We start from the raw sequence: 13,181 nt of genomic DNA on the forward strand, positions 1-13,181 counted from the left end.
GTTGGGGATGTTACCCGCTCGTCATCAGCAGGTTTCCATCGCGGGCACTTTCAGCTCCGCCTCGAAGTCGACCTTTCCGAACTGCCTGGTCACGAGCTGCTTGATGAAGCCGGTGGCGTAGAGATCGGCGATCACCGCCTTCACCGCCTTGCAGGTCTTCACGTCGCTGTCCCTGATGCCCACGGCGTAGCGCTCGTTGGTGAGCTTGACGCCGAGGATCTTGTAGCGCATGTTCTCCCGGGCCGCGAACCCGGCCAGGATCACGTCGTCGCCCGGCACCGCGTCCACCTTGCCGCTGCGGAGCATGTCCATGCAGGCGGCGTAGTCGCTGGCCGCGACGGGCTCGACCTTCACCCGGTCCTGGACCGCGCCGACCGACGGGCTGTTGGGGGCACAGATCCGCTTGCCGTTCAGGTCGTCGATCGACTCGACGCCGCCGCCCGCGCGTACCAGGATGTCCTGGTGGGCCAGGTAGTAGGGGCCCGCGAACCGCACCTCGCTCCTGTCGATGGAGTAGGTGGCCACGACCAGGTCCACCCGGCCCTCCTCCAGGGCGAGCGCCCGGTCGTCCCGGCCGAGCCGGACGAACGTCGTCTCCTTCGCCCCCAGCTCCGTCGCGATGCGCCTGGCCATCTCGATGTCGAAGCCCTGGAACTCGTCGCCGTTCTGCAGCGCGACGCCCGGCAGGTCGCCCTTCACGCCGATCACGATCTTCCCGGTCTGGGCCACCTTGTCCACCACCGAGGCGAAGCTGGGACCGGGCCCGGAGGTCTCGTCGGGCGGGGCGGACTCGTCCGCGAACGGCAGGGGCTGCCAGCCGTTCAGGTACAGTGCGAGCGCCGCGGCGGTGATCAGCGCGACCGCGGTGGCCAGCCCGGCCCACACCTTCCCCCGCCGGCGCCGCGCGGGCTCGGCGGGCCCGGCCATCGGGTAAGGCGCCCCACCCTCCGGGGGCGCCGGCACGCCGGAGGCCCCGGTGGTCACGGACGGGACCGGCGGCACGGTCACGGCCCGCTGCCCCGTCGCCCGCTGCTCCACCGGCCCCGCACCCGAGCCCGCGGTGTGGGACGGTGCGCCCGAGCCGGCCGTCTGGGCGCCCGCGGTGTGGGAGGGGGGCACCACGGAGCCCTTCCGCTGATCGGTGATCGACCCGGCGGACACCCTGGTGAACGGCGTGGTGTCGTCGCTGGCCACCTGCACGCCCCGGGTGAGCACCGCCGTCGAGGCGCCCACCGTGGAGGACTGCCCCAGCAGCCGCAGCAGGATCTGGTCGGCGGACGGCCGCTCGGCCGGCGCCTTCGACAGCGCCGCGCGGACCACGCTCCGCAGCGGCTCCTGCATCATGCTGACGTCGACCTCGTGGTTGAGGATCCGGTTGAGCACCACCGCGATGGACTTGCCCTCGAAGGCCACCGTGCCGGTCGCCGCGAAGGCGATGGTCGCGCCCCAGGAGAAGACGTCGGTGTAGGGTCCGATGTCGTCGCCGGCGATCTGCTCGGGCGCCATGTAGGCCGGGGTGCCGATCGCGCGGCTGGTGATCGTACCGGTGGAGTCGATGATCCGGGCGATGCCGAAGTCGACCACCCGCGGCCCGTCGGCGGCGATCAGCACGTTGTCGGGCTTGAAGTCCCGGTGCACGATCGAGGCGTGGTGGATCGCGGTGAGCGCGGTGGCGGTGCCGATGGCCAGCCGGTCGAGCGGGGTGCCGGTGAGCGGCCCGTCGGTCTCGACGACCTCGCGCAGCGGCCGGCCGTCGATGTATTCGCTGGCGATGTAGGGCGTGTTGCCGTCGAGGTCGGCCTCCATCACCCGGGCCGTGCAGAACGACGCGACCCGCTTGGCCGCCTTCAGCTCCCTGGCGAAGCGCGACCTGGCGATGGTGTCGCCGCTGAACTTGACGTGCAGCAGCTTGACCGCCGCCCGCTCGTCCTTGTCGTTGACGCCCAGATAGACGATGCCCTGACCACCTTCTCCGATCCGTCCGGACAACCGGAAGGACCCCAACTCGGTGGGATCGCCGGCGACCAACGGCGAGATTTGCGGCATTCGTCATCCCCACGTGTACTGAACCCCATCGACGAAAACTTTACGACGTTCAGCAACTTCTCAGGGATCCGTTAAGGCTTCGTGACGTCACGGGTTTGACTCTTTCGCGCACGGCTTCGTCACGTTCGCGCACAAAACCGCAGGCTTCGCGGCAGTGACGCGGAACACCTTGCGTCCCGGGGCGCCGGCGAGCAGTCTCGGGATCATGGACCGTCCGTACGACATCGTGCTCTTCGGGGCCGGCGGATTCACCGGCGCGCTCACGGCCGCCTACCTCGCCCGGGCCGCCGGCCCCGGCACCCGGTGGGCCCTGGCCGGGCGCGACCGGGCCAAGCTCGAGCGGCTGGGGCTGGACGTGCCGATCCTGCTCGCCGACGCCACGGACGCGGCCTCACTGGCCGCCCTCGCCACCCGGACCCGCGTCCTGGCCACCACCGTCGGCCCGTACGTCCGGTACGGCGAACCGCTCGTCGCCGCCTGCGCCGACGCCGGCACCCACTACCTCGACCTCACCGGCGAGCAGGAGTTCGTGGACCGGATGTACACGCGCTACCACGACCGGGCCGCGAGGAGCGGCGCCAAGCTCGTGCACGCCTGCGGCTTCGACTCGATCCCGTACGACCTCGGCGTCCTGTACACCGTCGGCCTGCTCCCGGAGGGCGTCCCGCTGAAGGTCAGCGGCTTCCTGCGGACCAGCCTACGGCCGTCGGGCGGCACGCTGGACACCATGCTGTCGGTGCTCGGGCGCGCCCAGGAGACGGTCGCGGCGGGCACGCAGCGCCGCTCGGCCGAGCCCCGGCCCAAGGACCGCAAGGTGAGCTCCCTGCCCGGCGGCCTGCGCTACGTGGGCGGCTGGGCCCTGCCCATGCCCAGCCTCGACTCGAAGATCGTCGGCTACTCGGCCCGGCTCCTCGACCGCTACGGCCCCGACTTCACCTACCGCCAGCGCTATGCGGTCAGGACCCTCCCGGCCGCGCTGGCCACGGTGGCGGGCGCGGGCACGTTCGCGGCGCTCGCCCAGCTCCCTCCGGTGCGCGGCTGGCTCCGGAGCCGCCTCAAGCCCGGCGACGGCCCCTCACCAGAGCGGCGGGCCAGGAGCTGGTTCAAGGTGACGTTCCTGGGCGAGGGCGGCGGCGAGCGCGTGGTCACGGAAGTGTCGGGCGGCGACCCCGGCTACGACGAGACCGCCAAGATGCTCGCGGAGTCGGCCCTCTGCCTGGCCTTCGACGACGTACCGGACCGGACGGGCCAGCTCACGACCGCCTCCGCCATGGGGCAGCCCCTCATCGACCGCCTGCACGCCGCCGGGATCACCTTCACGACCAGGGCCGCCTGACCGTTCCCCCGCCGCACCGGTCAGTAGGGCAGGCTCCACTTCGCGAAGGTCTTGCGCATGTACGGGGCCTTGTACTTGGGATAGGCCACCGTGCTCACGTCCCCGTCGGAGGTGTAGCGCATGTCCGGGTTGTTCTTGAGCCAGTCGAGCCAGGCCGCCGAGCAGAACTGGGCGCAGTCGCCCTTCTTCTCCATGACCTTGATCCGCGGGATCCCGGCCGGGTCGAACGACTTGCTGAACGGCGCCGGCGCCGGCGTGTACCCGGCCAGGAAGGCGCCCTGGTGCTTGTAGAGCTTGCCGCGCATGGCCCAGTGCTTGTTGTTCGGCTGGTTGCCGTACGGGAGGGCGATCGTGGTGGGGTTGATGTAGGACAGGGAGTTGATCTGCTTGGCGATCGTGCCGATCTGCTCCTCGACCTCCTTGTGCGAGCGGCCGCGCAGGTTGAGGTGGTCGCGGGTGTGGTTGCCGATCTCGAACCCGTTGTCCTTGAGCCAGAGCAGGGCCTGCGCCTGCTCCTCGCGTACGCTCTTGCCGAACATGTCGCGCGTCACGTAGAACGTGGCCGCCGGACGCCAGCCCGGATGCTTGGCGGCCACCTCCTTCAGGATCGCGACCGCGGTGTCCTTCTGCGGGACGCCCATCTCGTTCAGGGTGAGCTGCGAAGGCGAGGAGTCGTCGAAGGTCAGGACCACGGGGTGCTTGCCCGCCGGGATGTCGATCTTGCCGGACACCATCTGCGCGGCGGTGATCGGCACGTAGTCCTCCCGGACCAGCCGCTCCAGGTCGGCCCTGAACTGCTGCGGCGACCGGTCGTCCGTCGTCTGCGGCTTGGGCACGATGCGATGCCACATCAGCACCGGGATCTGCCCCAGCTCGTTCGCCTTGACCTTGGCGGCGGCCTTCACCTTGGCGGCCCTGGTCGCCTTGAGCCTGGCGGCCGCCTCTGCCTTGGTGTCGGTCAGCTTGACGGTTTCGGGCTGAGAGTCGCAGCCCGTCAGGATCGCGGCAGCCGTGAGCACACCGAGCCCACTCAAAATACGCAGTCGCATCCGAACCCCCCGAGACGCGTACGACTGTTGCAGCGGCCCGCATCCTGCGGGCTACTGTAGGTAGCGATATATGCACCTACAGTGGGCTCTTACCCCACTGATCAACTGCGCCACGCCGCCGCACCGTCAAGACATGGGAAAGCCGTGTCGTCTCCGCGCACGGTCTGCCCGACGGCACGAAAATGGCCCCTACCTTGCGGAAAACCGCAGGCAGAGGCCATGTTCCATCAAGCAGACATCTTCTTCTTGAGGTTCTCGTCCAGCGCCGCCAGGAAGTCCTGGGTGGTGAGCCACTTGGCGTCGTCGCCGACCAGGAGCGCCAGGTCCTTGGTCATCTGGCCGCCCTCGACGGTCTCGACGCAGACCTCCTCCAGCTTGTTCGCGAACTCGGTCACCGCCGGGGTGTTGTCGAGCTTGCCGCGGTGGGCCAGGCCACGCGTCCACGCGAAGATCGAGGCGATCGGGTTGGTGGAGGTGGGCTTGCCCTGCTGGTGCTGGCGGTAGTGGCGGGTGACGGTGCCGTGCGCGGCCTCGGCCTCGACGGTCTGGCCGTCGGGGGTCATCAGGACCGAGGTCATCAGGCCGAGCGAGCCGAAGCCCTGGGCGACCGTGTCGGACTGGACGTCGCCGTCGTAGTTCTTCGCGGCCCAGACGTAGCCGCCCTCCCACTTCAGCGCCGCGGCGACCATGTCGTCGATGAGGCGGTGCTCGTAGGTAAGGCCGGCCTTGTCGAAGTCGTCCTTGAACTCGGTCTCGAAGACCTCGGCGAAGATGTCCTTGAAGCGGCCGTCGTACGCCTTGAGGATCGTGTTCTTCGTGGAGAGATAGACCGGGTAGTTGCGGGCCAGGCCGTAACGCATGGAGGCGCGGGCGAAGTCGCGGATCGACTCGTCCAGGTTGTACATCGCCATCGCGACGCCGCCGCCGGGGAAGTCGTACACGTCGAGCTCGACCGGCTCGGAGCCGTCCTTGGGCGTGTACGTCAGGGTCAGCGTGCCCTCGCCGGGAATCACCAGGTCGGTGGCGCGGTACTGGTCGCCGAAGGCGTGACGGCCGACGACGATCGGCTTGGTCCAGCCCGGGACGAGCCGCGGCACGTTCGACATGATGATCGGCTCGCGGAAGATGACACCGCCGAGGATGTTGCGGATGGTCCCGTTGGGGGACTTCCACATCTTCTTGAGACCGAACTCCTCGACCCGCGCCTCGTCCGGGGTGATGGTGGCGCACTTCACACCGACGCCGTACTTCTTGATGGCGTTCGCGGCGTCGATGGTGACCTGGTCGTCCGTGGCGTCACGGTGCTCGATGCCGAGGTCGTAGTACTTCAGGTCGACGTCGAGGTAGGGAAGGATCAGCTGGTCCTTGATGAACTGCCAGATGATCCGGGTCATCTCGTCGCCGTCAAGCTCGACGACCGGACCCTCCACCTTGATCTTGGGCATGCGAATGGTTCCCCTTCAATGAATTGATGCGTTGAGGCTATCGGACCGTCCGGTCACGGGGCGAAAAGGGACAGGATGAGCGCCTTGAGCTCGTTGTTGTAGAGCAGCAACGAGGTCAGGACCAGCACGAATCCGAAGACGGACAGCGTGATGACATCGGCCTTCTTGCTCCGGAGGGCGAGCTGCCCGCCGTAACCGGCGAAGCGCAGCGCGGCGGCGACCATGATGACGGCGCCCAGAACGAACCCACCCCAGCGCGGGTTCGTGAAGAAGATCACGAGCACGCCGACGGCCGCACCCCCCAGGATCAGCGGGTACGGCCCCCAGCTCTCGCGTTCGGTTCCTTGCTGGCTCAAACTCAACGCTCTTCTATCGGCTTCCACTTCTGGTCGGTCTCACCGATGTACTCACTGTCGGGGCGGATCAGCCGGTTGTCGGCGTGCTGCTCGATCACGTGAGCGGTCCAGCCGGCCATGCGGCTGATGGAGAAGACCGGCGTGAACAGGTCGGTCGGGATGCCCAGGTAGTGGTAGACGGAGGCGGCGTAGAAGTCGACGTTCGGATAGAGGCCCTTCGTCTCGAAGACGACCTCCTCCATCTCCTTGGACATCCGGTAGTAGGTGTCGTCGCCGCTGGACTCGGCCAGCTCGGCGGACATCCTGCGCAGGTGGGTGGCGCGCGGGTCCTCGGTCTTGTAGACGCGGTGCCCGAAGCCCATGATCTTCTCGCCGGCCGCCAGCTTGTCGCGTACGGCCTGGGCCACGCCGCCGGGGGACAGCGACTCCAGGGTCTTCATGACCTGCTCGTTCGCCCCGCCGTGCAGCGGGCCCTTGAGGGTGCCGATGGCGGCGACGATGGCGGAGTGCATGTCCGACAGGGTCGCGGCGCAGACGCGGGCGGCGAACGTGGAGGCGTTCATGGTGTGGTCGGCGTGCAGCACCAGGCACTCGTCGAAGATCTCGACCTCGCGTGCGCCGGGGGTGCGGCCGGTGACCTGCAGCAGGAAGTTAGCGGCGATGCTCAGGGACGGGTCGGGTTCGGGGGCGCTGCCACCGGTGCGGGCCGCGTGGTAGCGGGCGACCAGCAGGGGCTGCTGGGCCACCAGACGGGCGGCCTTGCGCAGGTTGGCGTCGGGGGCGATGGAGTCCTTGTCGGGGTCGTCGGCGCCCGACAGTGACACCAGCGAACGCAGCGCCTCCATGGGTTTCTGTTTCTCGGCGATCTCGGCGATGTTCGCGGACACCAGGGCGCCCAGCTCCCGGCCGCGCACCAGCTCGGCGCCGTAGGCGTCCAGCTGGGAGCGGGTGGGCAGCTTGCCACACTGGAGCAGGTGTGCGGTCTCCTCGAACGTCGCGCGACCGGCCAGGTCGTGGATGTCGTATCCACGGTAGAAGAGCCGACCGGCCTTTCCGTCAATGTCGCTCAGCGCTGTGGACGCCGCGACGACATCGGCCAGACCTTTCGTGGGCTTGTCCGCCATGAGTGTTTCCTCCGCTTATCTTCGACCGAAGTCTACCCGTGAGCAGGCAAAACCGACTGCAAAGGTCCAGACCAATTTCACGTCGGATTCTCCTTTCGGCAAAGGAGATTCCGCATCCCCTCGGTTGGGTAAGCCGGAGCTGTAGTAATAGTTACGGCGGGCTACCTGGGGAGGAACTGCCGTGGAGGGGCCGTTCATACGCATCGAGGACACTGGCGAGGTGGTCCCGTTGCGCCCCGAGATCACGACGGTCGGAAGGGGCCGGGGTGTTGACATCCGGCTCACCGATCCGAGCGTGTCTCGACTCCATGCCGAGTTCGTCAGACGAGGACCCTACCTGTATGTCGTCGACCTGGGACTGTCCAGGAACGGCACACGGGTGAATGGCAGGCCGATCGCCCGGAGGGTCCTTGACGACGGCGACGTCGTTTCCTTCGGCGCGGCCCGGGGTCGAATCGGTGGAGTCCCCCGAGAGGACTTCACCCCCGAGGTCGAGCTGCGCAGGGCGGCCGCGCCCGAGCTGACCAGGCGCGAGGTCGATGTGCTGACCTCGCTCTGCAGGCCGGCACTGTCGGACGAGGCGTTCGTCGCTCCGGCGACCGCACGCGAGATCGCCGACGACCTGGTCGTGACCGAGGCCGCGGTCAAGCAGCATCTGCTGCGGCTCTACCAGAAGTTCAGGATTCCCGAGGGCACCAACCGGCGCACGCGACTGGCCAACGAGGTCGTCGCGCTCGGTCTGGTGCGCCCGACCCCTGTGGTGCCACCGCAGCGGTCGTCGGGAGCCTCTGCCGAGCAGCCTTCCGCCGCAGGGCGAAGGGCGTCATAGGGGCGCAGGGCTTCTTAGGATCGGATCGCGACCGGGGCTTCGGCGAGGGGTTCCGGCAGCGTCGGAACCTGAGCGTCCAGCGTGCCCTGGCAGAGCCGGCACGGCTTCGAGCAGCGGCGTCCGCCCGTCGGGCGGGCGCCGGGCTCGTCGCCGGTCAGGAAAGTGGCCGGCGACGCGCGCAGGCGTAGCACGCCCTCAGATCACCCGGAATCCGTTGCTCGGCTTGCTGGTCCTGTTGGCCCGGTCCACCGCGACGGCGTAGTAGTGGTCGCCACGCTTGCCGTCGGGGTCGGTCCAGCGGATCTGCCGGTCGCCGGGCACGATCGCGACCAGGTTCCGCGCGTCGGCGAAGGCGCCGGCGCCGGCGTGCCGGTCGAACCGGAAGATCGCGAACAGGAACGGCTCGTCCCTGCCGGTGGCCACGGCCCGTACCTCGACCCCGCCCGAGCGGCGCAGCGCGTACGCCAGCACCGGCCGCCGGGGCGGCTCGCCGTCGGCCAGCCTGGGCAGCACGGGAGCGAGCGCGGGCCGCTGGTAGTGGTCGTTGACCGCGGTCGAGATGGAGCCGATCCGGTCCACCTTGACGTCGTTGGCGTTGTACCAGATGTCGCCGCTGATCTCCGGGTGGTCCCGGTTGAGCGTCAGGTGCCTGGACAGCTCGTTCGGCACCTGCCACTCGGCCGCCTGGGCGGGGTCGCCGGCCTTGTACCCGGCCTGCCCGATCCACAGCAGCGTGTTCGTGCCGCTCGCGACGTCCGACCACCAGGGCACGAGCTTGGAGTAGTCGGCCGGCGGCTGCCCGATGTACCAGTAGAGCTGCGGCGCGATGTAGTCGAGCCAGCCCTTCTTGACCCAGCCGCGGGTGTCGGCGTGCAGGTTGTCGTACGACTGGCCGCCGTTGGTCTCCGAGCCCAGCGGGTCGGTGCCCTTGTTGCGCCAGATGCCGGACGGGCTGATGCCCCAGGCGATCTCCGGCTTGGCCGCCAGCACGCGCTGCTGCATCTCCTGGACCATGAGGTCGACGTTGTGGCGCCGCCAGGAGGCCAGGTCGGGGAAGCCGGCGCCGTATTCGGCGAACTCCTCGGCGTCGTCGAAGGCCGTGGTGTTGGTCGGGTAGAAGTAGTCGTCGAAGTGCAGGCCGTCGATGTCGTAGCGGGTGACCGCGTCCATCATGGCGTCCTGGCAGAACTTGCGCACCTCGGGCATGCCCGGGTTGTAGTAGAGCTTGCCGCCGAACGGCAGGATCCAGTCGGGGTTCTTGCGGCCCGGGTGGTCGGGGTGCAGCTTGGCCGGGTCGGCCTGCATCGAGACGCGGTACGGGTTGAACCAGGCGTGGAAGGCCAGGCCGCGCTTGTGCGTCTCCTCCACGGCGAAGCCGAGCGGGTCGTAGCCGGGGTCCTGCCCCTGGGTGCCGGTCAGATACTGTGACCACGGCTCGTACGGTGACGGCCAGAACGCGTCAGCCGTCGGCCTGACCTGCACGAACACCGAGTTGAGCCCGCGACTGACGGCCACGTCCAGCCAGGCGAGATACTCGGCCTTCTGCTGGTCGGCGCTCAGCCCGGGCTTGGACGGCCAGTTGATGTTGACCACGGACGCGATCCACATGCCGCGCATCTGGCGCAGCGGCGGAACGTGGTCCGCCGCCGCGAAAGCCGGCAGCGGGACGGCGGAAGCGGCGGCGGCGAGGGCGAGACCCTTCAGGAGAGTCCTTCTGCTGGGCATGGGGGGTGGCCTCTCGGAAGTGGTTGTATCGAAGGCGACGATGACAGAAAATTACCTTCAGATCAACAACTGTGAAGGAAAATGCCGATGAGCGGTGACCTGTACAGACTGGCGATGACGGTGCTGCATCCGGGGTTCGAGGGAACCTCCGCCCCCGACTGGCTGCGCCGCGCGCTGGGCGAGGGTCTGGGCGGTGTGGTGCTGTTCGCCCGCAACGCCATCGGCGAGCGGCTCGTCCGGCAGTTGCGCGCCGAGAATCCCGGCGCTGTCGTGGCGATCGACGAGGAGGGCGGCGCGGTCACCCGGCTGGAGGTCAGGACCGGCAGCTCCTTCCCCGGCAACCGGGCGCTGGGCGTGGTGGACGACGTGGAGCTCACCGAGCAGGTGGGCCGCCAGATCGGCAGGATGCTCGCAGATCTCGACATCACCCTCGACTACGCCCCCTCCGCCGACGTGAACGCGAACCCGGCCAACCCCGTGATCGGCGTCCGCTCGTTCGGCCCCACGCCGGAGCTGGTCTCCCGCCACACGGTCGCGTACGTCAACGGCGTGCAGGGCGCGGGCGTGGCCGCCTGCGCCAAGCACTTCCCCGGCCACGGCGACACCGTCACCGACTCCCACCTGGCGCTGCCCACCGTGCACGCCTCCCGCGAGTTGCTGCACGAGCGCGACCTCCCGCCGTTCCGGGCCGCGATCGGCGCCGGGGTGCGCTCGATCATGTCCGGCCACCTGCTCATCCCCGCCCTCGATCCGTCCGCGCCGGCCACGCTCAGCCGGGCCGCCATGACCGAGCTCCTGAGGGGCGAGCTCGGCTTCGACGGGATGCTCGTCACGGACGCGATCGAGATGCGGGCGGTGGCCGCCATGTACTCCCCCGGCGAGATCGCGGTGCGCGCGCTCGGCGCCGGCGTGGACGCCATCTGCGTCGGGCTGACCACCGAGGACGGCCTGCGCGAGATCCGCGACACGATCGTGGCGGCGGTGCGCGACGGCAGGCTCCCCGAGGAGCGCCTGGCGGAGGCGGCCGCGCGGGTACGAGCCCTGTCCACCTGGTACGCCGACCGGTCGGCGCTGCGCGAGAAGGCGCACCACGACGTCGACGAGGGCGTCGGCCTGCGGGCCGCCAGGGCGGCGCTGACCACGGCCGGCACCGCCGCGCTCGACCGCGGGCCGCTGGTCGTCGAGGTCAACACCCGCTTCAACCAGGCCGTGGACCCCGCCACGCCGACCGGCATCACGGCCGCGCTCGCCTCCCTGCTGCCGGACACCGCGCGGGTGCAGATGGAGCCGGAGGGTGAGCTGCCCGCCTTCGACGACCGGCCGGTCGTGCTGGTGGTGCACGACGCCGCCCGGCACGCCTGGGTACGCGACACCGTGGCCAGGGCCCTGGCGATCCGGCCCGACGTGATCGTGGTCGACACCGGCATCCCGGCCCCGCCCGAGGGCGTGACCCATGTCGCCACCCACGGCGTCTCCCGGGTGTCCGCGGTGGCCGCGGCGGAATGGCTGCTCCAGTGACCGCGGAACCGGCGAACCCCGTCGCGACCGTACGCGCCGTGCTGCCCTCCCTGACGCCGGCGGCCCAGTCCATCGCCCGCCTCATCCTCGACGACCCCGGGCTGGTCGTGCGGAGCACGATCACCGAGTTCAGCGCGGTGTCCGGGACGAGCGAAGCGACGATCGTCCGCACGGCGCGCGCCCTGGGCTTCGCCGGGTACTCGCAGATGCGCTTCGCGCTGGCCGCGGCCGTGGCCAAGGAGCCGGAGCGGCTGGTGCCCGGGGACCTGGCGCCCGACGACCCGCTGACGGACGTGATCGCCAAGGTGGCGCGGGCCGAGTCCGAGGCGCTCGCCGACACCGCCGCCCAGCTCGACCCGGACCGGCTCGGCGAGGTCGTGACGGCGATCTCGGACGCTCGGCGGGTGGACGTGTACGGGGTGGCGGCCTCGGGGCTGGTGGCGGCGGACATGTCGCAGAAGCTGCTGCGGATCGGGCTGTCCAGCCATCCGTTCAGCGACGCCCACCTGGCGCTGACCAGTGCCGCGCTGCTGCGGAGAGGCGACGTGGTGGTGGCGATCAGCTGCAGCGGGGAGACGCCCGACGTGCTGGTGCCCGCCCGTACGGCGGCCGAGGCGGGCGCGTTGGTGGTGGCCATCACCAACAACCCGCGGTCGTCGCTGGCCGAGCTGGCGGATCACACGCTGGTGTCGGCGGGGCGGGAGACCGCCTTCCGGCCAGGGGCGCTGGCCAGCCGGATCAGCCAGTTGCTGATCGTGGACTGCATCTTCGTGGGGCTGGCGCAGCGGCGGTACGACACGGCGGACGCGGCCATCCGGGCCACCCGGGAGGCCACGGACCGATACCGCAACCGCTGATCCGCCGACCCCGAAGGCAGGAAGGGGCGCCTCCCTGCGGCGGGCCGGCGGGCGTGGCAGAGGGGTCAGGCGCGGGTGACGGAGAGGGCGGCCAGGTCGGCTTCGATCTTGGTGGCCGTGGCGAGGAGCGGGGGGAGCAGGTCGCGGACGGCCGCCTGCAGGCTCGTACGGGTGGCGTGCGTCGAGACGTTGACCGCCGCCACCGTCCGCCCCGTGCGGTCGCGGATGGGCGCCGCGATCGAGCGCAGCCCCTCCTCCAGCTCCTGGTCCACCATCGCCCACCCCCGCCCCCGGACCTGGTCCAGCTCCGAGCGCAGCGCCGCGGGCAGGACGATCGTCCGTGAGGTGAGCCGGCGCAGCTCCGCCCGCCCCAGGTAGGCCTCCAGCGCCTCGGGCGTCAGCCCCGCCAGCAGCACCCGCCCCATCGACGTGCAGTACGCCGGGAACCGGGTCCCGATGTTGATCGTCACCCGCATGATCCGGGCCGTGGCCACCCGCGCCACGTAGACGACGTCCTCCCCGTCGAGCACCGCGACCGAGGCCGACTCGCGGACCTCGGCGGCCAGCCGTTCGAGGTGCGGGTCGGCCACCTCGGGCAGCGACAGGCTGGACAGGTAGGCGTAGCCCAGCTCCAGCACCCGCGGCGTGAGCGCGAACAACCGCCCGTCGCTGCGCACGTATCCGAGATCGGTCAGCGTGATGAGGAATCGCCGGGCGGCGGCCCTGCTGAGCCCGGTCGCGCGGGCCACCTGGCTGAGTGTCAGCTCGGGCTCCGCGGCGCTGAACGCCCGGATCACCGCGAGCCCGCGGGCCAGCGACTGCACATGATCGACCATGCGATCCCCCTTGACAGGAGCCGACAAGAGCGTAGCTTCCGCGATACGGGGTTGTTCGGT

Annotated in this window: 11 protein-coding genes; 4 read left to right on the plus strand and 7 right to left on the minus strand. The window is 70.0% G+C overall.

The window, feature by feature from the left end; all coding sequences use genetic code 11:
• Positions 1-24: 24 nt before the first annotated feature.
• Positions 25-2,046: a transporter substrate-binding domain-containing protein gene (locus AB0J69_RS04105; RefSeq protein ID WP_364112664.1), complete on the minus strand. Its 2,022-nt coding sequence runs from the start codon at positions 2,044-2,046 to the stop codon at positions 25-27.
• 205 nt (positions 2,047-2,251) lie between these two features.
• Between AB0J69_RS04105 and AB0J69_RS04110 the strand changes: the two genes are divergently transcribed.
• Positions 2,252-3,382 carry a saccharopine dehydrogenase NADP-binding domain-containing protein gene (locus AB0J69_RS04110; RefSeq protein WP_364112666.1) on the plus strand — a complete coding sequence of 377 codons (1,131 nt, stop codon included), beginning with the start codon at positions 2,252-2,254 and terminating at the stop codon, positions 3,380-3,382.
• A 20-nt stretch (positions 3,383-3,402) separates the two neighbouring features.
• Here the strand turns inward: AB0J69_RS04110 and AB0J69_RS04115 are convergent, their stop codons facing one another.
• The 4 genes from AB0J69_RS04115 to AB0J69_RS04130 form a co-directional block, all read right to left on the minus strand.
• Positions 3,403-4,431 carry a polysaccharide deacetylase family protein gene (locus AB0J69_RS04115; protein WP_364112668.1) on the minus strand — a complete coding sequence of 343 codons (1,029 nt, stop codon included), beginning with the start codon at positions 4,429-4,431 and terminating at the stop codon, positions 3,403-3,405.
• Positions 4,432-4,658: 227 nt separating this feature from the next.
• Complete coding sequence (locus tag AB0J69_RS04120) at positions 4,659-5,876, minus strand: NADP-dependent isocitrate dehydrogenase (RefSeq protein ID WP_364112670.1); 1,218 nt, start codon at positions 5,874-5,876, stop codon at positions 4,659-4,661.
• A gap of 53 nt (positions 5,877-5,929) precedes the next feature.
• Complete coding sequence (locus tag AB0J69_RS04125) at positions 5,930-6,232, minus strand: DUF3017 domain-containing protein (RefSeq protein WP_364112672.1); 303 nt, start codon at positions 6,230-6,232, stop codon at positions 5,930-5,932.
• Positions 6,233-6,234: 2 nt separating this feature from the next.
• Complete coding sequence (locus AB0J69_RS04130) at positions 6,235-7,356, minus strand: citrate/2-methylcitrate synthase (protein WP_364112674.1); 1,122 nt, start codon at positions 7,354-7,356, stop codon at positions 6,235-6,237.
• 181 nt (positions 7,357-7,537) lie between these two features.
• On the opposite strand from AB0J69_RS04130, the gene AB0J69_RS04135 reads away from it, so the two are divergent.
• On the plus strand, positions 7,538-8,185 hold the full coding sequence (locus tag AB0J69_RS04135) for an FHA domain-containing protein (protein WP_364112676.1): 648 nt from the start codon (positions 7,538-7,540) through the stop codon (positions 8,183-8,185).
• A gap of 195 nt (positions 8,186-8,380) precedes the next feature.
• Here the strand turns inward: AB0J69_RS04135 and AB0J69_RS04140 are convergent, their stop codons facing one another.
• The gene (locus tag AB0J69_RS04140) at positions 8,381-9,910 is read right to left on the minus strand and encodes a family 10 glycosylhydrolase (RefSeq protein ID WP_364112678.1); all 1,530 of its coding nucleotides are present in this window, start codon (positions 9,908-9,910) and stop codon (positions 8,381-8,383) included.
• An 87-nt stretch (positions 9,911-9,997) separates the two neighbouring features.
• On the opposite strand from AB0J69_RS04140, the gene AB0J69_RS04145 reads away from it, so the two are divergent.
• A complete protein-coding gene (locus AB0J69_RS04145) occupies positions 9,998-11,428 on the plus strand; it encodes a glycoside hydrolase family 3 N-terminal domain-containing protein (protein ID WP_364112680.1) in 1,431 nt (476 codons plus the stop codon).
• Complete coding sequence (locus AB0J69_RS04150; RefSeq protein ID WP_364112682.1) at positions 11,425-12,285, plus strand: MurR/RpiR family transcriptional regulator; 861 nt, start codon at positions 11,425-11,427, stop codon at positions 12,283-12,285. Before AB0J69_RS04145 ends, AB0J69_RS04150 begins: the two co-directional genes overlap by 4 nt.
• Before the next feature lie 65 nt (positions 12,286-12,350).
• Here AB0J69_RS04150 and AB0J69_RS04155 read toward each other — a convergent pair whose 3' ends face one another.
• Complete coding sequence (locus AB0J69_RS04155; RefSeq protein ID WP_364112684.1) at positions 12,351-13,121, minus strand: IclR family transcriptional regulator C-terminal domain-containing protein; 771 nt, start codon at positions 13,119-13,121, stop codon at positions 12,351-12,353.
• Positions 13,122-13,181 lie beyond the last annotated feature (60 nt).

Source organism: Nonomuraea sp. NPDC049709, from assembly GCF_040674815.1.
Taxonomy (GTDB): domain Bacteria; phylum Actinomycetota; class Actinomycetes; order Streptosporangiales; family Streptosporangiaceae; genus Nonomuraea.